Below are 24,368 nucleotides of genomic sequence, written 5' to 3' on the forward strand. Positions count from 1 at the left end.
CAGGCGCCGAAGCGTCCCGGACCCTTCGGAACCGGAAACCGGCGGAATGCAGCCCTGCGTCAGTTCTTGGGAGGGGGCAGGTCGAGCGGCAGTTCGACGTGGAGTTCGCCGCCCTGCCAGGCGATCGAGGTCGTGCTCAGCCAGGTGCCGTCGTTGTCGTCGGCCCAGTCGAGCAGCACTTCCTGGGCCTGCTCGGCCGCGACGAGGAACAGGGCGAGCGCCTCCTGCAGGGCCGGCAGGGCCGGTTCCTGCAGCCCGATGCGCAGATGGAGGCAGCCGCGCACCACCATCAACGCGAGCGGCAAGCCTGCCAGCGCCGTGCCTTGCAGGGCCTCCAGACGCTCACCCAGGGCACCGTGCAGCCAGTGGTGCGCTGCTTCGGGGGAGCTGCCTACCATTCCGAAGTGGCGCCGCAGGTCCGAGACGGCGTGCAACGCCACCTTGGGGTAGAGCGCCAGCCAGCGCATCTCCTCGGTGGCCGCCAGCTCGAGCCGGCCGTTGTGCCCGCGCGAGAAGCGCTCCAGCGCGGTCGACTCCAGCTGCTCCAGCAGCGGGCGCGACAGCAGCATCAGGTTCAGCGTCGGCGGCAGCCCCAGGTCGAGACGCAGCCGAAGTTCCGCATGCTCGATATAGTTGCGCTGAGGGCGGCCGTACTCCATGCGCCACGGCCGCGAGCCCCGCCGGCCCTCGACGCTGAAGCCCCAGGACTCGTCGCCGTCCCTGTACTGGTAGCCACGACCCTGAGCCCAGGCCTTGACCGACTGCAATCCCTCGGAGGGAGCGCTGCCCGTGAGCCAGCGCTTGATTCGGTTCAGCATGGATGAAAGGGATCGGTTGGATTCCCGCGACAACCCCCGACCCGGAGACTTGGATGATCGAAGTGTATTCCTGGCCCACCCCAAATGGGCACAAAGTCCACATCATGCTGGAAGAATGTGAGCTGTCTTACCGCGCGATACCGGTGAACATCGGCAGCGGCGAGCAGTTCCGGCCCGACTTCCTGGCCATCAGCCCGAACAACAAGATCCCGGCCCTCGTCGACCCGGACGGCCCCGACGGGCAAGCGATCTCGCTGTTCGAGTCCGGCGCGATCCTGCTCTACCTCGCGGAGAAGACGGGCAGGCTGCTGCCCCAGGCGCCGCGGCGCCGCTACGAGGTGCTGCAGTGGCTGATGTTCCAGATGGGGGGCGTGGGTCCGATGCTGGGGCAGGCCCACCATTTCCGCATCTACGCGCCGGAGAAGCTGCCCTACGCGATCGAACGCTACACCAACGAGGCCAAGCGGCTCTACAACGTGATGGACCGCCGGCTCGCCACCGCGCCCTACATCGGCGGCGAGGACTACTCGATCGCCGACATCGCGATCTACCCCTGGCTGCGCTCCTGGCAGAACCAGGGCATCGACTGGGCCGAGCATCCGCGGCTCAAGGAATGGTTTGACCGCATCGGCCAGCGGCCTGCGGTGCAGCGCGGCGTCGAGGTGCTGGCGCAGGCGCGCCAGCCGCTGACCGACGAGCGCGCGCGCGCCGTGCTGTTCGGCTCGCAGCAGTACGAGAAGCGCTGAGGCAGGGGCACGCATCGGAACCTCAGCGGTGCAGCGGGATGCGGGTGTGCTCGAGCGGCTCGAAGGCCTCCGACGCCGCCACGTAGTCCCAGCGCTCCACCACGCAATGCCCGGGATCCCGCCCGGGCTCGTGACGGATCAGGTTCAGCGAGTTCGGCACCGTGCCGCGCACGCGGTGCGAGGTGGCGGTGCCTGCCTGCACCGCCCACAGCGGCCTCGACAGTCCCTTCACATGGTCCGAGAGCGGCTTGACGTAGGCCAGGTGGATGTGCCCGCCAAGCACCAGATCGGCGCCCGCGGCGGCCCAGGCGCGCGCCGCGCCCTCGTGGCCGCGCAGCAGGTTCTCGATGTCCTTCTCGCGCGTCACGTGCAGCGGATGGTGCGCGACGACGATGCGCAACTGCTCGGCACGGGCGGCCCGCAGACGGCGCGCCACGCGGTCGATCTGCTGCGGCGACACCTCGCCGTTCTTGTGCCGGTAGGGTCGCGTCGTGTTCAGCCCGATCACGAGCAGCTCCGCCGACTCGTGCAGCGGCTCCAGCACGGAACCGAAGACCCGCTTGTAGCCTCCGTACGGCGAGGCAAGCCGCGCCGGCAGGTTGTAGAGCGGGATGTCGTGGTTGCCCGGCACGGCCAGATGCGCGGTGCCCTCGGGCAGGCGCTGCAGGAAGGCCGCGGCAGCGGCGAACTGGGAGCGCCGCGCCCGTTGCGTCACGTCGCCCGACAGCACCACCAGCTCGGGCGCCACCTGCCGCGCCAGGCGCAGCACCGCCTCGACCACCGGTTCTCGCTGGGTGCCGAAATGGGGATCGGAGATGTGCATCACGCACGTCATGAAGTCTCCTGCGACAGCGGCTCGCGCGGCGCCATCACCCACAAGGGACGCGGCACGACCTCGAAGCGCAGCGGCGGCTCGAGCCGCAATGTCTCCCCGTCGAGCGCCACGCGCACGCCGCGCCGCCGCCGCTTCACCAACCATGGGCGCACCGTCAGCTCGCGGAACGCGAAGGTTTCCACCGGCGCCGCGTCGCCGAGCCGACCCAGCACGCTGCGCAGCAGCAGGCCGGCCATCTCCAGCCGTCCGACCGGCCGCAGGCTGATGCCGACGAGCCGCCCCAGAGACAGCAGTGCCGCCTCGTCGATGCCGATGCGCTCGAGCTGGATACGGTTGTTGCCGACGAACAGCGAGGTCGTGCGCAGCAGCGCGGGCTCGCCGTCGCAATGGATCTCGACATGCATGTCGCGGTGGCGCCGCAGCAAGGTCACCAGTGCCGCGCACAGGGCCACCACGCGGTTGCGACCGAAGCGCCGCGTGAAGGCCTCGCGCTCCTCCAGCAGCTGCGGATGCAGGCCGAGACTGGCGTTGACGAGGAACATGTGGCCGTTGACCTGGCCCACCTGCACCGGCCGCGGCACCGCATCGAGCAGAAGTCGCGCCGCCTCGTCCACGTCGGCGGGAATGCCCAGTGCGCGACCGAAATAGTTGAAGGTGCCGGTGGGCAGCACGCCCATCGGCATGCCGGTCGGCAGCACCGCCCGGGCTACCGCATTGAGCGTGCCGTCGCCCCCCGCGGCCACGACGATGCCGCCGTTGCGCTGCGCCTGCCTCACGGCCTGCTCGATCAGCGAAGGCAAGGGCCGGGAGCGGCTCGCCACCTCGACCTCGCCACGTCGCCCGGCCTGCGCGAACAGCGTCATCAGGGACTCGCGCACGTCACCGGCCCTGCGCTGGCCGGAGCCCGCGTTGAGCACGACGAAAAGCGGCGCGTCCGCCTCGACATGCGAGGCGCTGCGGTCGTCGAGCGGTGCAGCACTGGACATGGTTTCAAGGAAGCGTCGCGAACCGCGAAAGCCGGCCGCCGTTCGCCCCTCGCTAGGGTACCCTCCCCGGGGCCGGCGCGGTCGCCACGGCCCGAGACCGGCATGGGCACATCGTGCGCGGAAAGAGTCGCTTTCGCTGCATGGAGACGCAAGCAGGCGGGTGCGGCTACAATCGCGGCCTTCGGGGTGTAGCGCAGCCTGGTAGCGCAACTGCTTTGGGAGCAGTGGGTCGGACGTTCGAATCGTCTCACCCCGACCAAAAACATGAAGGCCGACAAGCACTTGCTTGTCGGCCTTTTTCCTTTGCAGCCTCGAGCGCCACCGCCCAGCAATCCGGAGTTGGTCCGAGAACCGAGGGCCGGCTTGCCCCCTGCAAAGGCCTCAGCCCCGGGAAGCGGAACTCGCAGGCAATGCCGGTTCGCTCATCGGCTTCCCCGGAGAAGCACCACAGGGCACGGCGAAGGCTGAGCTCATGGGCTTTCGGGACCGCCCGGCAGTCCCCGCTCACCGCTCCTTTGCATCGTGATCTGCTCCGGCGTCACTGCCGGCCCCCAGGTGCAGGCGCGGCAACCGCCCGCCGGCAGCGTCTCTGGCGCATCGAGACAGTAGGCGCCATCGATGTAGGCGGCCGTCGTCAAGTGCCGAGGCGCACAGGGATCACGCTCGATGAGTGCGGCGAAGAGCTGCATCGACGGGCCATCCGGATCAAAGACCGGCCCGGCAGTACGACGGTAGATGCGGCTGTTCATGCTTCCTCATCGACCGGGTTCCGCGAAACTTGAGAGTGCCGCCGGATTTCGTCTTTCCCGCCGGCCCGGGCAGATTTTTTTGCGCCCCGCGTCAGCCCGCACCCGAGCGGCAACACGAGCTGACCGGGCTCATCAATGGCGGTCGGCCCTCGGAGTGCGCGCGCGCTGATCGGTCTCGACGGTGGTCGTGGTGCTCGTCGTGACCGAAGTGTCGGCACGGGCCGCATCGCTGGTGCGATCGGCGGCATTGCCCGCAGCCTCGCGGTCGCTCTCGCTGCCCTGATTCACCGGCGGGGACTCGCCGGTACTCGTCACGGTCGCCGTGTCTTCGCGCGGCACGGCCTGCTTCATGGCCTCGTTCGCAGTGCGCGGCGAGACGCCCACATCCGGCGGAACACTTGCGGCAGGCGCCTGTGCGAAGGAGAGGGTCGAGAGTGTCGCCGCAGCAACGGCGAGGATCAGGTTTCGGGTGGAAGACATGGAGTGGCCCCCGGTTGGTTCGGACGCCCCTTCCCGGCAATGGCCGTACCTCAGCCTACCGCCGTTTGCCGCCCACCCTCACCTCGCGGTGCTCCACAAGCGGGACTGCGTACAAATCCCGAGAGGCCCCTCCAGACATATGCCGAGGTGACGAGGGGCGCAAAAACGGCCCGACTTGGAGACAATGCGCAACACAAATACCAACACATTCCCACGAGCAGAAACATGTCCAACAACAACTGGAGAGTCGATCTCATCCCCTGGCCGTTCGGCAACTCCTGGTGCATCTGGGGCCCGCACGGCTGCCGCTTCGAGCGCTTCGACCGGCACGACGGCAAGCCCAGCGAGTACTGGGAGGCGCCCGGCGCGGTGGTGCAGGACCGGGAGTTGCGGCGAAAGATCGACGAACTCATCCAGCGCACGGGACAGCATCGCCCCGGCTCCCTGCCTCGTCCCCAGGAAAAGCCCCCCTCGCCGCAAGCCACGTCAGCCGCCCCCGTCCCGGGATGACCGGGATGAGGGCCTACGCCGGGTCCGGGTGTGGAAGATTTGCTGCTGCCCTTGCTGCGCGGACTGCAAGGATGGGTTCCTCTTTCCGGGGGCCGGCACCTTCGCCTCAGTAACCGTCCAGATCCCGGTCCATGGTCTTCACGCCCCAGAGGGCCAGTCCGACAGCGAGGACGAGCAGCGCAATCAGCAGGCACAACAAGAGGATCATGTCCTCACCACATGCACACTTCGCGCCAACTTCAACCCTCTCGCGCGTCCCGCCCCTGAAAGAGGGGGCCGCAGGCGGCTACCCTTCGACGGCCGAGGAAGGAGCAGCCTGCATTGCGAACTCCCCTGCGGCGACCACCCGGTCTCGTCCCGCCCGCTTGGCCCGGTAAACCGCGCGATCCGCGGCTTCGATCAGCACGCCTGGTTCGTCGCCATCCTCCGGCGCGCAAGCGACACCGAAGGACGCCGTCACGGGGATCGCACGAGCTTCCCCCTTGACTGCCAAGGCGCGCAAGGCATCGCAAATCTGCTGTGCCTTCTCGATCGCGGCCTCCTTGCTGCAATCGCCGAGGATCAGCACGAACTCCTCGCCGCCGTAGCGGCAGGCGACATCGCTGGCCCGGATCAGGGACGCCACTTGCCGGGCGGCGCTGCGTAGCACCGCATCGCCGGCGGGGTGCCCGTGGACATCGTTGATCCGCTTGAAATGGTCGAGATCGGCCACGACGACACTGAGCGGCGTGCCGTTTCGCTGCGCCCGCACCAGCTCACGCGCCAGCGTCTCCTCCATGTAACGGCGGTTGTACAAGCCGGTCAGCGGATCCTTGATCGACTGGTCGCGCAGGACCTGGCGGAGCTTGGCGTTCGACAGGGCGAGCGCAATCTGCTCGGAGATCGTCTGAGCCATCGCGGCCGCCTCGTCGACGGAAACCTCCCCTGCGGCAGGCACGACAGGGCCCTGCAAGTTCAGGAGTCCCAGCACCTCCCCGTAGGCGATCAACGGAAGGCACACCTCATAGCCGCGCGCCGCGACGTCGTTTCCGCGGGAGTGGCGGCATCTCAGGTCAGTAGCACTGCCGTGACGATGCAGCTGTCCCCGGCGCAGACCCCAGCATGCCGCCGGCTCCATGGTCTTTTCCCCCCGAGGCAAAGGCCCCCAAGTTGCAGCCAGTTCCAGCAGGTCCGCCGAGTTGCGGAAAAGGTAGATTCCCCCCGACGTGCCGGGCAGAAGACGGCCGCAGAACAGGCTCGTGACCTCGAGCGCCTCGACCAGGGTCATCTCGGTGTGCAGCACGCGAGACATCTCGCCCAGCATCGATATCTCGTCGTTGCGACGCTGCAGGACAGCCACGCCCGACTGCAGCTGCTCGCTGGTTCGGCTCGCCTCGGCGGCGGCCTGTTCGCCCGCACGAACCGCCCGGACCATGCTCATCGCGAGATAGCCCAGCAGACCCAGAGTCAGGACGGTGCTCGCCAGAGCGATCCCGGTGGCCCGCCAGATCTTGGACTCCATCTCGTCGTCCCGGTCCGAGAGCTCCTGGGACTCGAGGGCCTCCAGGTCGGCGACGATCCGCCTCACCTCGTCCATGTGGCCCTTGCCCTGCGCAGACGTGACGAAGGGCTCGGCTGCCGCAAACCCTCCGCCCTGCCGCAGCTGCACCCCCTGCGCCAGACTGGCAAGCCGCTGCTCGGCATTGCGCAGCAGTTCTGCCACCAGCTGCTGCTCATGCTCGGCGTCGCTCGCATAGCGGCGGCTGAGCGTGTGAAGCTCGACGGGGATCACTGCAAGCGCAGCGTGGTAGGGCTGCAGAAAAGTATCCTTGCCCGTGATCACATAGCCGCGCTGCCCCGTTTCCGCCTCGAGCAGCAACTCATGCACTCGGCGCAGGGTAGCCAGCCGCTCCTCCACCTGCTGATGGTCCAGGCGAGCGTCGTTGACCCAGGTGAGGCTGAGCGGCAGCACCATGGCGGTAAGGGCCATGATGACGACCGCGACAAGGCCGCCGATCTTCAGGCGCGAGGGATTGAACTTCATGGTGACGGGTCAAGGACCCCTAGAGAACACGAACTCTTTCGTGTCAGGAGCTTAGGGCAGCCGGTCTGCCGAGATCGCGAGAAAAACCGGCTGATTGCCGGAGTCCCGCAACTGGTGTCCGCGCTCGCGCCCCTGGCAATGAAGGCAACAAGGCAGCGATCCCTCGAGAACCGCTGCGCTGGAATTCCGGTGCCGGCCTGCCGCGCAGCCACCAAAGGAAAAACGGGCTGGAAGCTTGTGGCTTCCAGCCCGTTGATTTCACTGGTCTATCTATGGTCGGGGTGGCGGGATTCGAACTCGCGACCCCTTGCACCCCATGCAAGTGCGCTACCAGGCTGCGCTACACCCCGACTGAGACTGAAAGTATACAGCGAAATTCGTTCACGGCGCAAGCAGAATCCGGATCGACAGCAGTTCCTGGCGAATTTCGCGCAATGACTTCGGGTCACTCGCCAGGACCGGCCTGCGCTCGAGCACCGAAACGACGGAGGCCGGGACCGGCGCCAACGCTATGCCCGGCGCCGAGCTCTGGCCTTCCGCTTCGTGCCGCCCGGCTTGCGGAGCCATCGAAACGGCCTCCGCCTCGTCGCCCTCGTCGATCTCCGGGTGGTGGGCGACTTGCCTGGCACCCGAGCCCGCTTCCGCCAGACGATTGCGGGCACCGCTGATCGTGAAGCCCTGCTCGTACAGCAACTCGCGGATGCGGCGGATCAGCAGGACCTCGTGATGCTGGTAGTAGCGGCGGTTGCCCCGCCGCTTCATCGGCTTGAGCTGGGTGAACTCCTGCTCCCAGTAGCGCAGCACGTAGGGCTTCACGCCGCACAACTCGCTGACCTCACCGATCGTGAAGTAGCGCTTGACGGGGATGGCGGGGAGCGATTTCTCCATTGAAATCAAGGAGTTCGGGGCAGGAGGGCCACTTTACTCGAAGTCGTCCCCGACCGCGCTGTCGCCCTGCACCACCCCCTTGAGCTTGTGACTGGCATGGAAGGTCACGACATTGCGGGCCTTGATCGGGATCGTCTCCCCGGTGCGCGGATTGCGACCCGGACGCGGCGCCTTGCGGCGGATCTGGAAGTTGCCGAAGCCCGACAGCTTGACGTCCTCGCCCGCGACCAGGCTCGAGTGGATGATCTCGAACAAGGCGTCGACCATCTCCTTGGACTCCCGCTTGTTGAGCCCGAGCCGCTCGAACAGCAGTTCGGCAAGCTCGGCCTTGGTCAGCGTGGGCGTCTCCAATGTGGGAAGAATGCCTCGGTCCATGGTCTTGTGCTGCTCCATTTGCTCAGTCAGGCGCGCAGGCGGGCGCCCAGCCGCTGGCCGAGCGAGGCGAGCACCGCCTGCACGGCCGCCTCGGTGCGCTCGTCGGTGAGGGTGGCCTCCTCGTCGAGCAGCTCCAGCCGCAGCGCGACGCTGCGCTCGTTCGCCGCGATGTCCGCCACCGCGCCCTTGGGCTTGTAGATGTCGAACAGGTTCGCCGAGCGCACCAGCCCTCCGGTGTCGGCGGCAGCGATCGCCTGCATCAGCGCCTCGTGCGTGACCGCGTCGTTGACGACCACGGCGAGGTCGCGCGTGACGGCCTGCTGGCGGCTGATCGGCTGGAACACCGGCACCGGGCGCTGCAGCAGTGCGTCGGCCTCGAGCTCGAACACGACCGGCGCCTGGGGCAGCTGGTACTGCTGGCGCCACTTCGGATGCAGCTCCCCGACATGGCCGACGACGCGGCCGTCGAGCTCGATCTGCGCGCAGCGACCCGGATGCATCGCCGGGTGCTCGGCGGGTGCGAAGCGGGGCTTGAGCGGTGCGAGCAGCGACTCGAGGTCGCCCTTGACGTCGAAGAAGTCCACCGGTCGCTCGGGCTTGCCCCACTGCAGCGCCTCGAGCGGCCCGGCAGCGAGGCCCGCGACGCGCAGCGGCTGATCGATGCCGGCGACGCTGCGGTCGCTGTCGGGCACGGTCGCGTCGCGGCGGAACACACGGCCGATCTCGAACACGCGCACGCGGCCCGCCTTGCGCGCGAGGTTGAAGCGCAGCACGTTCACGAGGCTGCCGAGCAGCGTCGAGCGCATCACGCTCAGGGGGCTCGCGATCGGGTTCAGCAGCGCGATCGGCCGTTCGTTGCCGGCGAAGTCGCGCTCCCACTGCGCCTCGACGAAGCTGAAGTTGATCGTCTCCTGGTAGTCGAGCGCCGCGAGCGCGTGGCGCACCGCGTGGCTGCTGCGTCGCGCCTCGGGCCGCACGCGCGCCTGCACCGGGGCGAGCGGCGGCGTGGCCGGCAGCGTCTGATAGCCGAGCACGCGGATCACTTCCTCGATCAGGTCCTCCTCGATCTGCAGGTCGAAGCGCCAGCTCGGCGGCGTGACGGTCAGGCGCCCCGGCTCCTCGGCGAACTCGAGGCCGAGCCGGCGCAGCACCTCGGCGCACTGCGCCTGCGTGAGCGGCATGCCGATCACCTTGGCGGCGCGCTCGACGCGCAGCGTCACCGGCGCGCGCTCGGGCAGCACGAGCTGCTGGTCGTCCATCGGGCCGGGCTCGCCGCCGCAGATCGCAAGCACGAGCTCGGTGATGCGCTCGATGTGCTCGACGGTCTGGGACGGGTCCACGCCGCGTTCGAAGCGGTGGCCGGCGTCGGTCGAGAAGTTGAAGCGGCGCGAGCGGCCGGCAACGGCCTGCGGCCACCAGAAGGCGGCCTCGACGTAGATGTTCCTCGTCGCGTCGGACACCGCGGTCGCGTCGCCGCCCATGATGCCGGCGAGCGACTCGACCGCCTCGTCGTCGACGATCACGCCGACCTTGTCGTCGAGCTCGATCGTGTTGCCGTTGAGCAGCTTGAGCTTCTCGCCGGCGCGGCCCCAGCGCACCGTCAGGCCGCCGTGGATCTTGTCGAGGTCGAAGATGTGCGAGGGCCGGCCGAGCTCGAACATCACGTAGTTCGAGATGTCGACGAGCGGGCTGACCGGGCGCTGGCCGCAGCGCTCGAGGCGCTCGACCATCCAGGCAGGCGTCTGCACCGCGGTGTTCACGTTGCGGATGATGCGCCCGGAGAAGCGGCCGCACAGGTCGCTCGCCTCGATGCGCACCGGAAGGCGTGCATCGTGCTTCACTGCCGCGGGCGTGAACCGGGGCGTCTTCAACGGCGTGCCGGTCAGCGCCGAGACCTCGCGCGCGATGCCGTAGACGCTCAGGCAGTGCGCCAGGTTCGGCGTGAGCTTGAGCGTGAACAGCATGTCGTCGAGCGCCAGGTGCTCGCGGATGTTGGCGCCCACTGGCGCGTCGTCGCCGAGGATCAGCAGGCCGCCGTGGTCCTCGGAGAGTTTCAGCTCGCGCGCCGAGCACAGCATGCCCTGGCTCTCGACGCCGCGCAGCTTGCCGAGCTTGATGCGGAAGGGCTCGCCGCCCTCCTCCGCCGGCGGCAGCGCCGCGCCGACCAGCGCACAGGGCACCTTGATGCCCGGGCGCACGTTCGGCGCGCCGCAGACGATGGTGAGCGTTTGGCCGGTGCCGGCGTCGACCTGGCAGACGTTGAGGCGGTCGGCGTTCGGGTGGCGCGCGACCTCGAGCACCTGCGCGACGACGACGCCGGAGAACGGGGGCGCGACCGCCTCGAGTTCCTCGACCTCGAGGCCGGCCATCGTCAGCAGATCGGCCAGTTCTTGGGTGGAAAGCGGCGGGTTGCAGAACTCGCGCAGCCAGGATTCGGGAAATTTCATCGTGTTTGCTCCTGCCCTCTCGTGATCACTTGAACTGCGACAGGAAGCGCAGGTCGCCGTCGAAGAACAGGCGCAGGTCGTTGACGCCGTAGCGCAGCATCGTGAGGCGGTCCGGCCCCATGCCGAAGGCGAAGCCGATGTAGCGCTCGGGGTCCAGGCCGAAATTGCGCACCACGTTCGGGTGCACCTGGCCGGAGCCCGCCACCTCGAGCCAGCGGCCCTTGAGCGGCCCGGAGGAGAAAGCGATGTCGACCTCGGCCGACGGCTCGGTGAAGGGGAAGAAGGACGGCCGGAAGCGGATCTGCAGGTCGTCGGACTCGAAGAAGTTGCGGAAGAAGTCGGCGAACACCGACTTCAGGTCCTTGAAGCTGACGTTCTCGCCGATCCACAGGCCCTCGCACTGATGGAACATCGGCGAGTGCGTCGCGTCGCTGTCGACACGGTAGGTGCGGCCCGGGGCGATGACGCGGATCTCGGGGATGGCCTCGCCCATCTCGAGCGCGGCGCGGTGCTGCTTGACATGCTGCACGGCATAGCGCACCTGCATCGGGCTCGTGTGCGTGCGCAGTAGGTGGCCGCCCTCGACGTAGAAGGTGTCGTGCATCGAGCGCGCCGGGTGGTCGGCGGGCGTGTTCAGCGCGGTGAAATTGAACCAGTCGGTCTCGATCTCGGGACCGTCGGCGACGTCGAAGCCCATCGAGCCGAAGATCGCCTCGATGCGCTCCATCGTGCGCGAGACCGGATGCAGCCCGCCGGTGCCGCGCCGCCGCCCCGGCAGCGTCACGTCGAGCGCCTCGGCCTTCAGCTGCGCTTGCAGCTCGGCGTCGGCAAGAGCCTGACGCCGCGCGTTCAACGCCGCCTCGACGCGCTGCTTGGCCTCGTTGATCGCGGCGCCACGGGCCTTCTTCTCCTCGGGCGACAGCGCCGCCATGCCCTTGAGCAACTCCGTCACGCGGCCGGACTTGCCGAGGTAGCGCGCTTTCGCGTTCTCCAGGTCCGCGGGCGCGGCGGCCTGTTCGAAGTCGGCCTGCGCGGCCTGCACCAATTGATCGAGCTCGTTCATTTCATCGGACGACAAGCGACGAGGCCGGAACCCGCGATTGTCGAATTGGACCGGACATAAAAAAAGGCCGCACCAGGTGACGGCCTTTGAGGCTGGTGGCGGACGGGCCGGCACCGTGCAAGACCGGGGGGCTGCTGGAGCCCCGCCGGCGGATCACACCGCGTTCAAGCGAGCTGAGCCTTCACCTTCGCGACGATGCTGCCGAAAGCGGCCGGATCGTTGACGGCCATGTCGGCGAGAACCTTGCGGTCGATCTCGATCGACGCCTTCTTCAGGCCGTTCATGAACTTGCTGTAGGTCAGGCCGAGCTCACGGGACGCCGCGTTGATACGGGCGATCCACAGGCGGCGGAATTCGCGCTTCTTGGCACGGCGGTCACGGTAGGCGTACTGGCCCGCCTTCATCACCGCCTGCTTGGCGATGCGGAAGACGTTCTTGCGGCGACCGCGGAAGCCCTTGGCCAGGGCGAGGATCTTCTTGTGACGAGCGCGGGCGGTTACACCACGTTTGACGCGAGGCATTGTTTATCTCCTTGGACGAAGCGGATCAGAGACCGGCGAAGGGCAGCATCGCGGCGATGTGGCCCATGTTGGTCTCGTGCACGGTGGCGACGCCACGCAGCTGGCGCTTGGTCTTCGTGGACTTCTTCGTCAGGATGTGGCGCTTGAACGCGTGGCCGCGCTTGACGGTGCCGCCGGGACGAACGCGGAAACGCTTCTTCGCGCTGCTCTTGGTCTTCATTTTGGGCATGACTGCTCCTTTTAAGTTGTGCCCGTGAGGCGCTGCGAACCTCTCGCAGACTTCGGATGTGCCCCGGGCCACTTGCTCGCGACGGCGGTGACCAGACCGCTGCCGGAGTGTCGATGCGCAGCCCCTTCAGCAGGGACTGCGCAATCTCTTCACTTCTTCTTCTTGGGCGCCAGCACCATGATCATCTGGCGACCCTCGAGCTTGGGCATGTTCTCGACGACGCTGACATCGACGAGATCGTCGCGCACACGCTCTAGCAGGCGCATGCCGAGTTCCTGGTGGGTGATCTCGCGGCCGCGGAAGCGCAGCGTGACCTTGCCCTTGTCGCCCTCTTCCAGGAAGCGGCGCAGGTTGCGCAGCTTGATCTGGTAGTCGCCCTCGTCGGTGCCGGGACGGAACTTGACTTCCTTGATGTCGATGACGTGCTGCTTGGCCTTGGCCTCCGACGCGCGCTTCTGCTCGAGGTACTTGAACTTGCCGTAGTCCATCAGCCGGCACACCGGCGGCTGAGCGGTCGGCGAGATCTCGACGAGGTCGACGTCGTGTTCCATCGACAGCCGCAGCGCCTCCTGCAAGCTCACGATGCCCAGCGGCTCGTTTTCCGGCCCGTTCAAGCGCACTTCCGGCGCGGTGATTTCCCGGTTCAGACGGTGCTTGCGCTCCACATTGGGCGCGCGGCGGTCAGCAAAAGTAGCGATGGCTCAGTTCCTCTGGGCACCAGGCCCGACACAAAAAGATGTACACGCCCGGGCGTGGTCTCCCGCGGGGGAGACCGACGCCTCGACCCTCAGGCCTTCTGGGCGATGTCGCTCGTCAACTTCTCGGAGAAAGACGACAGGGACATCACGCCGAGATCCTGATTGCCTCGAGCGCGTACCGCGACGGCTCCGGCGGCCTTCTCCTTGTCACCGACAACGAGGATGTACGGAACCTTCTGCATGGAATGCTCGCGGATTTTATACGTGATCTTCTCGTTCCGCAAATCAAGGCTCACTCTAAGTCCTTGTTTTTGCAGTGTTTTGGCAACATCCGCAGCGTAATCGGCCTGCGCGTCGGTGATGTTGAGCACCGCCACCTGCACTGGCGCGAGCCACGCCGGCATCGCGCCGGCATGCTGCTCGATCAGGATGCCGATGAAGCGCTCCATGCTGCCGACGATCGCGCGGTGCAGCATCACCGGCACCTGCCGCTCGCCGGACTCGGCCACGTACTCGGCGCCGAGCCGCTCGGGCATCGAGAAGTCGACCTGGATCGTGCCGCACTGCCACTGGCGGCCGAGCGCGTCCTTGAGCGTGTACTCGATCTTCGGGCCGTAGAAGGCGCCGTCGCCGGGCGAGACGACGTAGTCGCAGCCGGAGGCGCGCAGGCTCTCGATCAGCGCGTTCTCGGCCTTGTCCCAGATCTCGTCGGAGCCGATGCGCTTTTCGGGACGCGTCGCGACCTTGTAGAGGATCTCGGTGAAGCCGAAGTCGCGGTAGACCTTCTGCAGCAGCGCCGTGAAGGCGAGGCACTCCGGCAGGATCTGGTCCTCGGTGCAGAAGATGTGGCCGTCGTCCTGCGTGAAGCCGCGCACGCGCATGATGCCGTGCAGCCCGCCCGTGGGCTCGTTGCGGTGGCATTGGCCGAACTCGCCGTAGCGCAGCGGAAGGTCCCGGTAGCTCTTGATGCCGTGCTTGTAGATCAGGATGTGGCCCGGGCAGTTCATCGGCTTGAGCGCGTAGTCGCGCTTCTCGCTCTCGGTCGTGAACATGTTCTCCCGGTACTTGTCCCAGTGCCCGGTCTTCTCCCACAGCGTGCGGTCGAGCAACTGCGGGCCCTTGACCTCCTGGTAGCCGTTGTCGCGGTAGACGGCGCGCATGTACTGCTCGACCTGCTGCCACAGCGTCCAGCCCTTGGGGTGCCAGAACACGACGCCGGGCGCATGGTCGTCGACATGGAACAGGTCGAGCTCGCGGCCGAGCTTGCGGTGGTCGCGCTTCTCGGCCTCCTCCAGCATGTGCAGGTACTTCTGCAGATCGTCCTTGCTCGTCCAGGCGGTGCCGTAGATGCGTTGCAGTTGTTCGTTGCGGTGGTCGCCGCGCCAGTAGGCTCCGGCCACCTTCATCAGCTTGAAGTGCTTGAGCTTGCCGGTGCTCGGCACGTGGGGGCCGCGGCACAGATCCGTGAAGCCGCCCTCGCTGTACAGCGACACGTCCTCGCCTTGCGGGATGCTGCCGATGATCTCGGCCTTGTAGTGCTCGCCGATGCTCTTGAAGTAGGCCACCGCCTCGTCGCGCGGCATCACGCGGCGCTCGACGCGCTCGTCCTTCTTCGCGAGCTCGGCCATCTTCTTCTCGATCGCCACAAGGTCCTCGGGCGTGAACGGACGCTTGTACGAGAAGTCGTAGTAGAAGCCGTTCTCGATCGTCGGGCCGATCGTGACCTGCGCGTCGGGGAACAACTCCTTGACCGCGTAGGCCAGCAGGTGCGCGGTGGAGTGGCGGATCACGTCCAGGCCGTCGGCGTCCTTCTCGGTGACGATCGCGAGCGGCGTGTCCTGCTCGATGCGGTGGCTGAGATCCACCAATCGGGCTTCCTCGCCCTGCCCGACGCGGCCGGCGAGCGCCGCCTTTGCAAGGCCGGTGCCGATGGATGCCGCCACCTCGGCCACCGTGACCGGCTGCGGGAACTCGCGACGCGAACCATCAGGGAGCTGTACCGAAATCATGCGAACCTCGAAGGATGAAAACAAAAAAGCGCGGTGGAGGACCGCGCTTTGTTCGTGGGGGAAGCGAAACGAAGGGACGAACGAACGTGCGGCCTAGATGACCCGGCGAGGGGTGCCGAAGCAAGTTCGCGGTGTCATAACCCGTCGTGCCTTTCTCGCTCTTGATGAATGGATCAAAGAATCATTGTAGGCGAACGCCGCGCACGGCCCTCCCGGACGCGAAAAAGCCCGGGAGCTTGTGGCCCCCGGGCCGTGGCTGCGGCACCCACGGTGGCGGGCGCCCCTCGAAACGCATCCCGCATTCCCGTGCAGCCCGCCCCCCAGCGGTCTGCACGAGGCGCGGCCGAGATCGATCAGCCGTGCTTGGCGTCGAAGAACTGCTCGTCTTCGGTGGAGCCCTTGAGCGCCGCGGTCGAGGCTTCCTTCTCGATCGTGGTGGTCACGGCGTCGAAGTAGCCGGTGCCCACCTCGCGCTGGTGCTTCACCGCGGTGAAGCCCTTCTCGGCGGCGGCGAACTCGGCTTCCTGCAGCTCGACGAAGGCGCTCATGTTGTTGCGCGCATAGCCGTAGGCCAGGTTGAACATCGAGTAGTTCAGGCTGTGGAAGCCGGCCAGCGTGATGAACTGGAACTTGTAGCCCATGGCGCCCAGCTCGCGCTGGAACTTGGCGATGGTCGCGTCGTCCAGGTTCTTCTTCCAGTTGAACGAGGGCGAGCAGTTGTAGGACAGCAGCTTGCCCGGGAACTGCTTGTGGATCGCTTCGGCGAAGGCCTTGGCGTAGGCCAGGTCCGGCTTGCCGGTCTCGCACCACACCAGGTCGGCATAGGGCGCGTAGGCGAGGCCACGGCTGATCGCCTGCTCCAGGCCCGGCTTGGTACGGAAGAAGCCCTCGACGGTGCGCTCACCGGTCAGGAACGGCTTGTCGTTGTCGTCCACGTCGCTCGTGACCAGATCGGCGGCCTCGGCGTCGGTGCGGGCGATCAGCACGGTCGGCGTGCCCATCACGTCGGCAGCCAGACGCGCGGCGACGAGCTTGGCGACGGCTTCGCGGCTGGGCACCAGCACCTTGCCACCCATGTGGCCGCACTTCTTGACCGAGGCGAGCTGGTCCTCGAAGTGCACGCCCGAGGCGCCGGCCTCGATCATCGACTTCATCAGCTCGAAGGCGTTGAGCACGCCGCCGAAGCCGGCTTCGGCGTCAGCGACGATCGGCGCGAAGAAGTCGATGTCGTCCTTGCCCTCGGACCACTGGATCTGGTCCGCGCGCTGGAAGGTGTTGTTGATGCGGCGCACCACGGCCGGCACCGAGTTGGCCGGGTACAGCGACTGGTCGGGGTACATCTCGCCGGCCAGGTTGGCGTCGCCTGCGACCTGCCAGCCCGACAGGTAGATCGCCTTCAGACCCGCCTTGACCTGCTGCATCGCCTGGTTGCCGGTCAGCGCGCCGAGCGCGTTGATGAAGGGCTCGGTGTTGACCAGGTTCCACAGCTTCTCGGAGCCGCGCTTGGCCAGCGTGTGCTCGATCTGCACCGAGCCGCGCAGGCGCACCACGTCGGCAGCGGTGTAGCCGCGCTTGATGCCTTGCCAACGGGGATTCTCGGCCCAGTCCTTCTCGAGGGCGGCGATCTGCTGTTCGCGGGTCAGTTTGGTCATGACAGGCTCCTGTGCTTGAGAGATGAGGAAGTGAACTTGTATGGCCTCAAGCATAGAGCCAACCCCGACGCGACGACAGACTTATGTCTTATATAAGACATTGATCAAACTCTTTTTGAATCAATAACTTACGAAGCAATTATCTCAATATGAAATTCATTTTTCCGCGATGAAAAATTTTGCTGCCCCGCACAAGACGGTAATTTTGCATTGCGAAAACGCTCCGTTCTCTGTGAAAAGAGATCCGGGAAGCTTGGAAAGTTGGAAGACAAGGCGCCGGAAATCAGAACCAGCGGAGCCCGCACCTTCCAGGGGAAGCGCTGATCAGGAGACGCCGGCAGGAAGCTGGGCGGGGAATGCGGGGTCAGTTCGCCCGAGCTGCGGGGGGAGCGCAGCCTATGAGAAAGCCGGGAGGGGTCGCACAGCAGGGGCGGGACGACCACGAAGGAGCGCCCTTGTGCGGAACATGAAATCAGCCTCTCGCCGCCGAGGCTGGGCTGGAAAGGGGGGCAGTGCAGGAAAGTGCCCTCGGCCCACCAGATCAGAGTGAACCGGGGACGGAAAGCCTATCTGGAGGGTGACAGGCGCCACCCGGGCACCTGTCCATGCAGTCGGGAAAACAGAACTCAGCGCGGCGGCAGGAACTTGGCCGGGTCGACAGGCTTGCCCTGCCGGCGGATCTCGAAGTGCAGCTTGACGCGATCGGCATCGGTCGCCCCCATCTCCGCGATCTTCTGTCCTCGCCGCACCGTCTGGTCCTCCTTGACGAGCAGCGTCTGGTTGTGCGCGTAGGCCGTCAGATAGGTGTTGTTGTGCTTGACGATCACGAGGTTGCCATAGCCCCGCAGCCCCGAGCCCGCGTAGACGACTCGCCCGTCCGCGGCCGCCAGCACGGCATCCCCCGCCTTGCCGGCGATGCCCAGGCCCTTGTTGCGCGCCTCGTCGAAGCCGGAAATCACGGAACCCGCCGCGGGCCAAGCCCAGGCAATGTCATCGTCGCCCTTGACGACGCCGACCGGCGCAGGAGCGGAGGGAGCGCTGCCGGCAATCGCCGGAGCGGAGGCGGCGACAGGCACCGGGGCGGAAGCTGCCACCGGTACGCCCGCGGCACCCGGAACCGCCCCCGGGCGCGTGTCGAGCGGCCGACTCTCGACGCGCGTCGGCGACACGGGCCGAACACTGGCCACCATGGGATCGACGTTGGGCGGCACCACCCGCAGCACCTGCCCCACTTCGATGACGTTCGGATTCTCCAGGCCGTTCCAGCGCACGATGTCGCGCCAGTTCTGTCCCGAGTCGAGCCCGATGCGGATCAGCGTATCCCCGGGCTTCACCGTGTAGTAGCCCGGCTTTCCGGCGTTCTCGGCCCCCGGCAGGGGAACCGCAGGATCGGTCGGGCGGGCGGCAGCCACGCCGGTGCCCGGAGCGCGGCGCACTGCGGTGGCCCGATCCTCCACCGGTGCACGATGACTGGGCGAAGCACAACCGGCCAGTACACACGCGGCAAGGACGCAAACACCCAGCTTCCAACGCATCAGATCTCCTGAAAGTGAACAAGCGCGCCCGAGCGCACCTCAACTCACGCCAGATTTTAATGGGACAAAATGTACCGCTTCGTGCCTCGTGTGAAGAAAACGTCCATCTGCGAGGTGATCGACCACCAGCAATACCTGCCCTGCCCCAGCGCCGGTTTCCACCGGCGCGACAAGGCGCCCTCCCGGGGCCAGTTGTGCCAGCCATGCTGCCGGGATTTCGCCGCCTCCCGCGGCAGCGATGATGCCGTCGTACGGAGCCTGGGGCGAGAATCCGAGGCAGCCATCGCCGTAGACCAGCCTCACGTTGGAATGGCGCAAGGGCTGCAGCAGCGCAAGCGCTTTCTCGTGCAACGGGCGCAAGCGCTCGATCGACACGACTTGACGCGCCAGCAGCCCCAGAAGGGCGGCTTGGTAACCGCAGCCCGTGCCGATCTCCAGCACGCGGCCCATCCCCTGAAGCCCACGGCCGGCGCAGAGCAACTCCAGCATGCGGGCGACGACGGAGGGCTTGGAAATGGTCTGCCCGAAGCCGATCGGCAGGCTGGTGTCCTCGTAGGCCTGGAGCAGCAAGGCAGGATCGACGAAATGGTGTCGCGGCACGCTCAGCAGCGCTTCGCGGACCCGCGGGTCACGCAGCCCCAGTTCCGCCAGGCGCTGCACCATGAGACGACGCAAGCGGTCCAGGTCGGGCCCGGGCCGTCCAGGCACCTCCGGCAGGCGTGCGCGATCCTGCGCCGCCTGCTGCAAGGGACGCTGCGGCCGGTGCACGGCGGGGGCCTGCAGGTGGGCCGCGCGCGGCGCGGTGGCCGGCGGCACGGCCGGCACCGTCGTGCGCGGGGCGACCGGGGAGCTGACGAGGGTCTTGGCGACCGGAGCGACGCGATCGAGTGCGAGCGGGAAGTGGCGGGACGCCCCGGGCTTGGGCGGCAGGCTCACTTCTCGCCCTCGGCTTGCAGCCACCGCTGCCAAGCCGGCATCGCGGCGTGGTGCGTCAGATCGATCTGGAGCGGCGTGACGGACACGTACCCCTGGGCCGTGGCATGGAAGTCCGTGCCCTCCCCCGCCTCCTTCACGTCACCCGCAGGACCGATCCAGTAGATCGGCTCGCCGCGCGGATTCATCTGGCTGACCACCCCGGCACTCGCATGACGCCGCCCCAGGCGGCAGAGGCGTCGCCCGCGCAGCTCCTGGTAGGGCAGATTGGGGATGTTCACGTTCAGCAGGAAGGGGACTGCCGCGGGCGGCCGCTCGATCACCTCGCGAACCACCTCCCGGGCCACCCGGGCAGCGGTCTCGAGGTGATTCCACCCCTTGTCGACCAGGGAGAACGCAATGGCCGGGACCCCGAACAGGAAACCCTCCATCGCGGCCGCCACCGTCCCGGAATAGAGGGTGTCCTCCCCCAGGTTGGCGCCGTTGTTGATGCCGGACACCACCAGGTCCGGACGCTGCTCGAGCACCCCGGTCAACGCCACGTGCACGCAGTCCGACGGCGTGCCGTTGACAAAATGGAATCCGTTCGCAGCCCGGAACAGGCTGAGCGGCCGGTGCAGCGTCAACGCGTTGGAGGTCCCGCTCGCGTTCTGCTCGGGGGCCACGACGTGCAACTCGCCGAGTCCTTCGCAAGCCCGGTAGAGCGCCTGCAGGCCGGGGGCGAGGTACCCGTCATCGTTGGCAATGAGGATGCGCATGAGGGCATTGTAGAGACGAGACTGCATGCGGGGCCCGGCCGGCCCGGCTCCAAGGCGAGCGGTAGATGCAGGGCGTCTGTACACAACCCCCCGACTCGGGTTCTGACCACGGCGCCGTCCTGCACTAGGATGATCGGGTTTAACGTAACGCTGACACGGATGTCATGGTCGTCAATGTCCTGATCGTGGAAGACAACCCCGTGGCACGCGCCTTCCTCGGCCGTGTCGTGCGAGACAGTTTCAGCGACACGATCGTGATCGACGAAGCGGGCAACCTGGAGGCGGCGCGGCGCCTCATCGGCCTCACTCCGCACCACCAGGAGGAGTTGCGCCCGGACCCCTACAGGCTGATGCTGCTCGATCTCGAGTTGCCTGACGGCAACGGCATGGAAATGCTGGCGGAACTGCGGCACTACCCTGCCACGAAGATCGTGACCACCCTTTACTCGGACGACGAGCACCTCTTTCCCGCACTCCAGTGCGGTGCCGACGGTTACCTGCTGAAGGAAGATCGATTCGAGGTGCTCGTCGAAGAATTGCAGAAGATCGTTCGCGGCCACCCCCCGCTGTCCCCGGCCATCGCCAGGCGCCTGGTCATGCACTTCCGGCAGGGGGCTGGCATGGAAGTGCGGGCGGCCGACCTCACCCCGCGCGAGTCCGCCGCAGCGAAGCCCATTCCGATGGACCCGGCCGACCGGCTCGAATGCAGTCGCCTGACACCGCGCGAGAACGAAGTGCTGACCTATCTCAGCAAGGGGTTCACGATCAAGGAAATCGCCAGCTTGCTGAACATCAAGTGGTTCACCGTCAACGACCACATCAAGTCCATCTACAAGAAGCTCAACGTCTCGAGCCGGGCCGAAGCGGCCGTGCTGGCGAGCAAGCACGGGCTCGTTTGACTTCGACGCGGAGGAGCAGGACCGGCGCGAGGGACGCGGCTGCGCATCATGGCGATCCTGCACCTTCGTCCATCGGGGGTTCGTTGCAGGCTCTTCCGATAGCCGCTGTCGCTCAGGGCGCCGGAGCGGGCGCTGCGCCCCCCTTTCCTGCGAGGCGGAAAGACCCTGTCCGTCGACTCACGTCCAGATGGAATGAAATCACCCGCGACACGCACCCCCATGTTCCCGCTTTGCTGCGCGCGGCACCGACAAGCGACAGGCAGGCGTTGCAGCCAAGGAAAATGACTTGCCGCAGTACGGCGCCACCCCGCATGCTGCTCCCCGCCCCTGCAGAGGACAAAGGGCACGCATCGGAATATCGGAACTCGACGACAGGGAAGCAGACGACAACAAGTGCTGTCTGCTGCTTACACTTCAGGGCACTTCTCTACCGGCGGAAACTATCGCCAAGCTCTGCCTCGCTGCTGCGCCTTGATGATTCCCCTCCTCCTCCACGATCTGCCCGCCAGGAGGCCCGGGCGGCAGGACGAGGCCGCCCGAGGGCGGTTCGCATCCGATCGGACGGCGGGTACGGACCTCCAAACCCGGTCGCAAGACGCTTCCGAGTCCCGGGGCGGTGCCTCGCCGCCGCCCCGGTCCGGCGGCTGCAAGCCGGCGACCAGCGAGCGCCGCCGAAGGGGCGAGCGGGTGCTGGAAGGCGCCGCAACCGTGCTTGCGCCGGCCGAGCACCGGTCCCCGCAGCATCCTCGCGTTGCCGGCGTCTGTCTGCTGCCGGCACGACTGGAATTTCGCCCAGTTGCACTGAGTACAATGGTTTTCTTCCGTCCGCCTCCTTGCTGGAGCGCGATTGTTTCCACCGCGGACGTGGGTCTGTAATGTGCACGCCCGCATTGCGCGAACGACAAGCACCTTGAAAGCAGCCAACCAGGTTGCCGCCACCTTGCGGTTGCGCGGCACGACCATCCCGGTGATCGCGCTCGCTGTGCGAACGGCCGACCCTGAACAACTGGAGGACGAGCTGGCCCGCAAGGTGCTCGAGGCCGATGGCAGCCTTGCCGGTGGGCTCGGCGTCATCGACCTCTCCGCCCTGACCGAGCCACCTCCGTCGCTGGCCCCGCTTGCAGAGATGGTGCGCCGCTTCGGCATGCGCCCCGTCGCAGTGCTGGGCGCGGACGAGGCTTTCGGGTCGGAAGCCGACGCGCTGGGCCTCGCGCTGCTTCCCGCCGCGGGACGCGGCATGGCCGCGCGAAACGAGCCAGACGCGGCACCGGCGCCCATCGCGGCGCCCGAACCTGTCCCCCCGCCCGTCGTGCCGGAACCGCTGCTTGCGACTGCAATGCTGCTCGACCGACCCTTGCGATCGGGCCAGCGGGTCTATGCCCGCGGCCGCGACCTTGTTCTGCTCGCCGGCGCCAGCCCCGGTTCCGAGTTGATCGCCGACGGCAACATCCACTGCTACGGACCATTGCGGGGCAGGGCGATGGCCGGTGCCAGCGGGGACACGAGCGCCCATGTCTTCGCACTGGACTTCCAGGCCGAACTGGTCTCGATCGCCGGCATCTACAAGTCCTTCGAGCAGTTGTCCGACGAATTCCGCGGCCGCCCGGTGCGCGCCAGCCTGCAACTCGAAGGCGAACAGCGCCGCATCGTGCTGAGTCCGCTCGGCGACCGCTGAGCCGAATCGGCCCTACAAAAGAACAGCCAGACTGGATTGAACAGAATGAGCAATGCCAAGATCATCGTCGTGACCTCCGGCAAAGGGGGCGTCGGCAAGACCACCACCAGCGCAAGCTTCGCCACCGGACTCGCGATGCGTGGCCACAAGACGGCCGTGATCGACTTCGACGTCGGCCTGCGCAACCTCGATCTCATCCTGGGCTGCGAGCGGCGCGTGGTCTACGATTTCGTGAATGTCATCCAGGGCGAGGCGACCCTGAATCAGGCATTGATTCGGGACAAGCGCTGCGAGAACCTCCACATCCTTCCCGCCTCGCAGACGCGGGACAAGGACGCACTGACGGAGGAAGGGGTCGAGCGCGTGATCGACGAGCTCCGCGCGATGGGTTTCGAGTACATCGTCTGCGACTCGCCGGCCGGTATCGAGCATGGAGCGCTGATGGCCCTCACCTTCGCCGACGATGCTGTCATCGTCACGAACCCGGAGGTCAGCTCGGTGCGCGACTCCGATCGCATCCTCGGCATCCTCCAGGCCCGATCCCGCCGTGCGAGGGAGGGTCGCGAACCGGTCAAGGAACACCTGCTGATCACGCGGTACTCGCCCCGGCGCGTGGACGAAGGCGAGATGCTGTCGCACGGCGACGTGCACGACCTGCTGCGCGTGCCGCTCATCGGCATCATTCCCGAGTCCGAAGTCGTGCTGCAGGCCTCGAACCAAGGCACGCCGGCCATCCACATGAAGGGCGAGCCAGTGGCGGAAGCCTACGCCGACGTCGTCGCTCGCTTCCTCGGCGAGGAACGTCCCTTGCGCTTTGCCACGGTCGAGAAGCGCGGCCTGCTGCAACGCTTGTTCGGAGGCAAGTGATGTCGCTGCTCAAGACGCTGTTCGGCTCACGCCCCAGCACGGCCTCGGTGGCAAAGGATCGGCTTCAACTCATCATTGCGCGCGAGCGCTCGGATCATGCCGCCATCGACTGGCTGCCCCGACTGCAGAAGGACCTGCTGGAGGTCATTGCACGCTACGTTCCGGTGGAGCCGGACGCCGTGAAGGTGGAGATGGAACGCAGCGACAACCTCGAATTGCTGGAAATCAACATTGCCCTGCCTGATCCGGGAACGAGTCGCACGCCATCCTCTGCAGGGCGCTGAACGGATAGACACCGTGTTCCAGTTGGGAGCCGGTGACATCGGGCCATATGCATTCCACCGCAGCCTGAGGGACGCCGTCTTCGGAAGGCCCCGACAGGAACTGTTCGGAACGCTTCTCGCCGCTTGCCCGCCGGCAGGCGGCGTCGCTTTCGACGGGGGGCGGAGCACCGAGGACTGCTGAGCCAGGGATTCGGACTCGGCGGAGCCAGGGACCGGGACTTGAAGCGGGCCAGGGAACTCGAAGGAGTAGCCAGAGCGCGAGGGAAACACCAGCCGGGACCCGGAATGGTTCAGCAAGGCATCGTGCCTCGCCCGATTCCGCCGCCCCGAAAGCAAAACCCCCGACCGCTGCATAGCGACCGGGGGTTTGGGTGTAATAGCCTGACGA

Annotated in this window: 24 protein-coding genes and 2 tRNA genes; 7 read left to right on the forward strand and 19 right to left on the reverse strand. The window is 67.0% G+C overall.

The features are described 5' to 3' along the window. Window positions 1-59 precede the first annotated feature (59 nt). Window positions 60-818, reverse strand: a complete 759-nt coding sequence (locus D3A59_RS19450; RefSeq protein WP_119156989.1) for a hypothetical protein — start codon at window positions 816-818, stop codon at window positions 60-62. A 53-nt stretch (window positions 819-871) separates the two neighbouring features. On the opposite strand from D3A59_RS19450, the gene D3A59_RS19455 reads away from it, so the two are divergent. Further along, window positions 872-1,564, forward strand: a complete 693-nt coding sequence (locus tag D3A59_RS19455) for a glutathione S-transferase N-terminal domain-containing protein (RefSeq protein WP_119156990.1) — start codon at window positions 872-874, stop codon at window positions 1,562-1,564. 22 nt (window positions 1,565-1,586) lie between these two features. On the opposite strand, the gene D3A59_RS19460 is transcribed toward D3A59_RS19455, so the two are convergent. Both D3A59_RS19460 and D3A59_RS19465 read right to left on the reverse strand, forming a co-directional pair. Further along, on the reverse strand, window positions 1,587-2,399 hold the full coding sequence (locus D3A59_RS19460; protein WP_119156991.1) for a metallophosphoesterase family protein: 813 nt from the start codon (window positions 2,397-2,399) through the stop codon (window positions 1,587-1,589). Continuing rightward, entirely contained in the window at window positions 2,396-3,385 is a 990-nt protein-coding gene (locus D3A59_RS19465) for a diacylglycerol/lipid kinase family protein (protein ID WP_119156992.1), read from the reverse strand. The genes D3A59_RS19460 and D3A59_RS19465 overlap by 4 nt, the downstream gene beginning before the upstream one ends. A gap of 182 nt (window positions 3,386-3,567) precedes the next feature. Here D3A59_RS19465 and D3A59_RS19470 point away from each other — a divergent pair. Further along, window positions 3,568-3,644, forward strand: a tRNA-Pro gene (locus D3A59_RS19470). A 211-nt stretch (window positions 3,645-3,855) separates the two neighbouring features. Here the strand turns inward: D3A59_RS19470 and D3A59_RS25510 are convergent. Together D3A59_RS25510 and D3A59_RS19475 are read right to left on the reverse strand one after the other, a co-directional pair. Continuing rightward, window positions 3,856-4,134: a hypothetical protein gene (locus D3A59_RS25510; protein ID WP_157991596.1), complete on the reverse strand. Its 279-nt coding sequence runs from the start codon at window positions 4,132-4,134 to the stop codon at window positions 3,856-3,858. Between the two features lie 132 nt (window positions 4,135-4,266). Continuing rightward, entirely contained in the window at window positions 4,267-4,614 is a 348-nt protein-coding gene (locus D3A59_RS19475; protein ID WP_157991597.1) for a hypothetical protein, read from the reverse strand. Between the two features lie 225 nt (window positions 4,615-4,839). Here D3A59_RS19475 and D3A59_RS19480 point away from each other — a divergent pair, with 225 nt between their 5' ends. After that, window positions 4,840-5,124 (forward strand): hypothetical protein, encoded by a 285-nt coding sequence (locus tag D3A59_RS19480; RefSeq protein ID WP_119156994.1) that lies wholly within the window; start codon window positions 4,840-4,842, stop codon window positions 5,122-5,124. Window positions 5,125-5,410: 286 nt separating this feature from the next. Here the strand turns inward: D3A59_RS19480 and D3A59_RS19485 are convergent, their stop codons facing one another. From D3A59_RS19485 to surE, 14 genes are all read right to left on the reverse strand, one after another. Next, entirely contained in the window at window positions 5,411-7,147 is a 1,737-nt protein-coding gene (locus D3A59_RS19485) for a diguanylate cyclase (RefSeq protein WP_205665231.1), read from the reverse strand. A gap of 273 nt (window positions 7,148-7,420) precedes the next feature. After that, window positions 7,421-7,497 (reverse strand) — tRNA-Pro (locus D3A59_RS19490). Window positions 7,498-7,528: 31 nt separating this feature from the next. Then, window positions 7,529-8,035, reverse strand: coding sequence for a MerR family transcriptional regulator (locus D3A59_RS19495; RefSeq protein ID WP_119156995.1), 507 nt, complete (start codon window positions 8,033-8,035; stop codon window positions 7,529-7,531). A 33-nt stretch (window positions 8,036-8,068) separates the two neighbouring features. Then, the gene (locus tag D3A59_RS19500; protein WP_119157009.1) at window positions 8,069-8,410 is read right to left on the reverse strand and encodes an integration host factor subunit alpha; all 342 of its coding nucleotides are present in this window, start codon (window positions 8,408-8,410) and stop codon (window positions 8,069-8,071) included. Window positions 8,411-8,436: 26 nt separating this feature from the next. Continuing rightward, the gene (gene pheT, locus D3A59_RS19505) at window positions 8,437-10,857 is read right to left on the reverse strand and encodes a phenylalanine--tRNA ligase subunit beta (RefSeq protein WP_119156996.1); all 2,421 of its coding nucleotides are present in this window, start codon (window positions 10,855-10,857) and stop codon (window positions 8,437-8,439) included. Window positions 10,858-10,882: 25 nt separating this feature from the next. Beyond that, window positions 10,883-11,920, reverse strand: a complete 1,038-nt coding sequence (gene pheS, locus D3A59_RS19510) for a phenylalanine--tRNA ligase subunit alpha (RefSeq protein ID WP_119156997.1) — start codon at window positions 11,918-11,920, stop codon at window positions 10,883-10,885. A 164-nt stretch (window positions 11,921-12,084) separates the two neighbouring features. Further along, window positions 12,085-12,441, reverse strand: coding sequence for a 50S ribosomal protein L20 (gene rplT, locus D3A59_RS19515; RefSeq protein WP_119156998.1), 357 nt, complete (start codon window positions 12,439-12,441; stop codon window positions 12,085-12,087). A 25-nt stretch (window positions 12,442-12,466) separates the two neighbouring features. After that, on the reverse strand, window positions 12,467-12,670 hold the full coding sequence (rpmI, locus tag D3A59_RS19520) for a 50S ribosomal protein L35 (protein WP_119156999.1): 204 nt from the start codon (window positions 12,668-12,670) through the stop codon (window positions 12,467-12,469). Between the two features lie 149 nt (window positions 12,671-12,819). Further along, window positions 12,820-13,317, reverse strand: a complete 498-nt coding sequence (gene infC, locus D3A59_RS19525) for a translation initiation factor IF-3 (protein ID WP_240636134.1) — start codon at window positions 13,315-13,317, stop codon at window positions 12,820-12,822. Between the two features lie 140 nt (window positions 13,318-13,457). Further along, window positions 13,458-15,377: a threonine--tRNA ligase gene (gene thrS, locus D3A59_RS19530; protein WP_119157001.1), complete on the reverse strand. Its 1,920-nt coding sequence runs from the start codon at window positions 15,375-15,377 to the stop codon at window positions 13,458-13,460. A 353-nt stretch (window positions 15,378-15,730) separates the two neighbouring features. Beyond that, a complete protein-coding gene (aceA, locus tag D3A59_RS19535; RefSeq protein ID WP_119157010.1) occupies window positions 15,731-17,020 on the reverse strand; it encodes an isocitrate lyase in 1,290 nt (429 codons plus the stop codon). 635 nt (window positions 17,021-17,655) lie between these two features. Further along, complete coding sequence (locus D3A59_RS19540) at window positions 17,656-18,564, reverse strand: peptidoglycan DD-metalloendopeptidase family protein (protein ID WP_119157002.1); 909 nt, start codon at window positions 18,562-18,564, stop codon at window positions 17,656-17,658. 39 nt (window positions 18,565-18,603) lie between these two features. Next, window positions 18,604-19,500: a protein-L-isoaspartate(D-aspartate) O-methyltransferase gene (locus tag D3A59_RS19545; protein WP_240636133.1), complete on the reverse strand. Its 897-nt coding sequence runs from the start codon at window positions 19,498-19,500 to the stop codon at window positions 18,604-18,606. Further along, complete coding sequence (gene surE / locus D3A59_RS19550) at window positions 19,497-20,255, reverse strand: 5'/3'-nucleotidase SurE (RefSeq protein WP_119157012.1); 759 nt, start codon at window positions 20,253-20,255, stop codon at window positions 19,497-19,499. The genes D3A59_RS19545 and surE overlap by 4 nt, the downstream gene beginning before the upstream one ends. Window positions 20,256-20,419: 164 nt before the next feature. Between surE and D3A59_RS19555 the strand changes: the two genes are divergently transcribed. The 4 genes from D3A59_RS19555 (at window position 20,420) to minE (ending at window position 23,980) form a co-directional block, all read left to right on the forward strand. Continuing rightward, window positions 20,420-21,154, forward strand: coding sequence for a LuxR C-terminal-related transcriptional regulator (locus D3A59_RS19555; protein ID WP_119157003.1), 735 nt, complete (start codon window positions 20,420-20,422; stop codon window positions 21,152-21,154). A 910-nt stretch (window positions 21,155-22,064) separates the two neighbouring features. Next, window positions 22,065-22,829, forward strand: a complete 765-nt coding sequence (gene minC / locus D3A59_RS19560; RefSeq protein ID WP_119157004.1) for a septum site-determining protein MinC — start codon at window positions 22,065-22,067, stop codon at window positions 22,827-22,829. A gap of 45 nt (window positions 22,830-22,874) precedes the next feature. Further along, window positions 22,875-23,696 (forward strand): septum site-determining protein MinD, encoded by an 822-nt coding sequence (gene minD / locus D3A59_RS19565; protein WP_119157005.1) that lies wholly within the window; start codon window positions 22,875-22,877, stop codon window positions 23,694-23,696. Then, window positions 23,696-23,980, forward strand: coding sequence for a cell division topological specificity factor MinE (minE, locus tag D3A59_RS19570; protein ID WP_119157006.1), 285 nt, complete (start codon window positions 23,696-23,698; stop codon window positions 23,978-23,980). The genes minD and minE overlap by 1 nt, the downstream gene beginning before the upstream one ends. The last annotated feature ends 388 nt before the right edge of the window (window positions 23,981-24,368 follow it).

The organism is Caldimonas tepidiphila (assembly GCF_003569765.1).
Taxonomy (GTDB): domain Bacteria; phylum Pseudomonadota; class Gammaproteobacteria; order Burkholderiales; family Burkholderiaceae_C; genus Caldimonas; species Caldimonas tepidiphila.

What these genes read in the sequence shown, in the direction of transcription:
- rpmI (WP_119156999.1), bottom strand. Translation starts at nt 12,670, where the DNA reads ATGCCCAAAATGAAGACCAAGAGCAGCGCGAAGAAGCGTTTCCGCGTT.
- minD (WP_119157005.1), top strand. Translation starts at nt 22,875, where the DNA reads ATGAGCAATGCCAAGATCATCGTCGTGACCTCCGGCAAAGGGGGCGTC.
- thrS (WP_119157001.1), bottom strand. Translation starts at nt 15,377, where the DNA reads ATGATTTCGGTACAGCTCCCTGATGGTTCGCGTCGCGAGTTCCCGCAG.
- D3A59_RS19555 (WP_119157003.1), top strand. Translation starts at nt 20,420, where the DNA reads ATGGTCGTCAATGTCCTGATCGTGGAAGACAACCCCGTGGCACGCGCC.
- surE (WP_119157012.1), bottom strand. Translation starts at nt 20,255, where the DNA reads ATGCGCATCCTCATTGCCAACGATGACGGGTACCTCGCCCCCGGCCTG.
- D3A59_RS19540 (WP_119157002.1), bottom strand. Translation starts at nt 18,564, where the DNA reads ATGCGTTGGAAGCTGGGTGTTTGCGTCCTTGCCGCGTGTGTACTGGCC.
- rplT (WP_119156998.1), bottom strand. Translation starts at nt 12,441, where the DNA reads ATGCCTCGCGTCAAACGTGGTGTAACCGCCCGCGCTCGTCACAAGAAG.
- D3A59_RS19480 (WP_119156994.1), top strand. Translation starts at nt 4,840, where the DNA reads ATGTCCAACAACAACTGGAGAGTCGATCTCATCCCCTGGCCGTTCGGC.
- D3A59_RS25510 (WP_157991596.1), bottom strand. Translation starts at nt 4,134, where the DNA reads ATGAACAGCCGCATCTACCGTCGTACTGCCGGGCCGGTCTTTGATCCG.
- D3A59_RS19495 (WP_119156995.1), bottom strand. Translation starts at nt 8,035, where the DNA reads ATGGAGAAATCGCTCCCCGCCATCCCCGTCAAGCGCTACTTCACGATC.
- D3A59_RS19485 (WP_205665231.1), bottom strand. Translation starts at nt 7,147, where the DNA reads ATGAAGTTCAATCCCTCGCGCCTGAAGATCGGCGGCCTTGTCGCGGTC.
- pheT (WP_119156996.1), bottom strand. Translation starts at nt 10,857, where the DNA reads ATGAAATTTCCCGAATCCTGGCTGCGCGAGTTCTGCAACCCGCCGCTT.
- pheS (WP_119156997.1), bottom strand. Translation starts at nt 11,920, where the DNA reads ATGAACGAGCTCGATCAATTGGTGCAGGCCGCGCAGGCCGACTTCGAA.
- D3A59_RS19465 (WP_119156992.1), bottom strand. Translation starts at nt 3,385, where the DNA reads ATGTCCAGTGCTGCACCGCTCGACGACCGCAGCGCCTCGCATGTCGAG.
- D3A59_RS19455 (WP_119156990.1), top strand. Translation starts at nt 872, where the DNA reads ATGATCGAAGTGTATTCCTGGCCCACCCCAAATGGGCACAAAGTCCAC.
- D3A59_RS19475 (WP_157991597.1), bottom strand. Translation starts at nt 4,614, where the DNA reads ATGTCTTCCACCCGAAACCTGATCCTCGCCGTTGCTGCGGCGACACTC.
- minE (WP_119157006.1), top strand. Translation starts at nt 23,696, where the DNA reads ATGTCGCTGCTCAAGACGCTGTTCGGCTCACGCCCCAGCACGGCCTCG.
- D3A59_RS19450 (WP_119156989.1), bottom strand. Translation starts at nt 818, where the DNA reads ATGCTGAACCGAATCAAGCGCTGGCTCACGGGCAGCGCTCCCTCCGAG.
- D3A59_RS19460 (WP_119156991.1), bottom strand. Translation starts at nt 2,399, where the DNA reads ATGACGTGCGTGATGCACATCTCCGATCCCCATTTCGGCACCCAGCGA.
- D3A59_RS19500 (WP_119157009.1), bottom strand. Translation starts at nt 8,410, where the DNA reads ATGGACCGAGGCATTCTTCCCACATTGGAGACGCCCACGCTGACCAAG.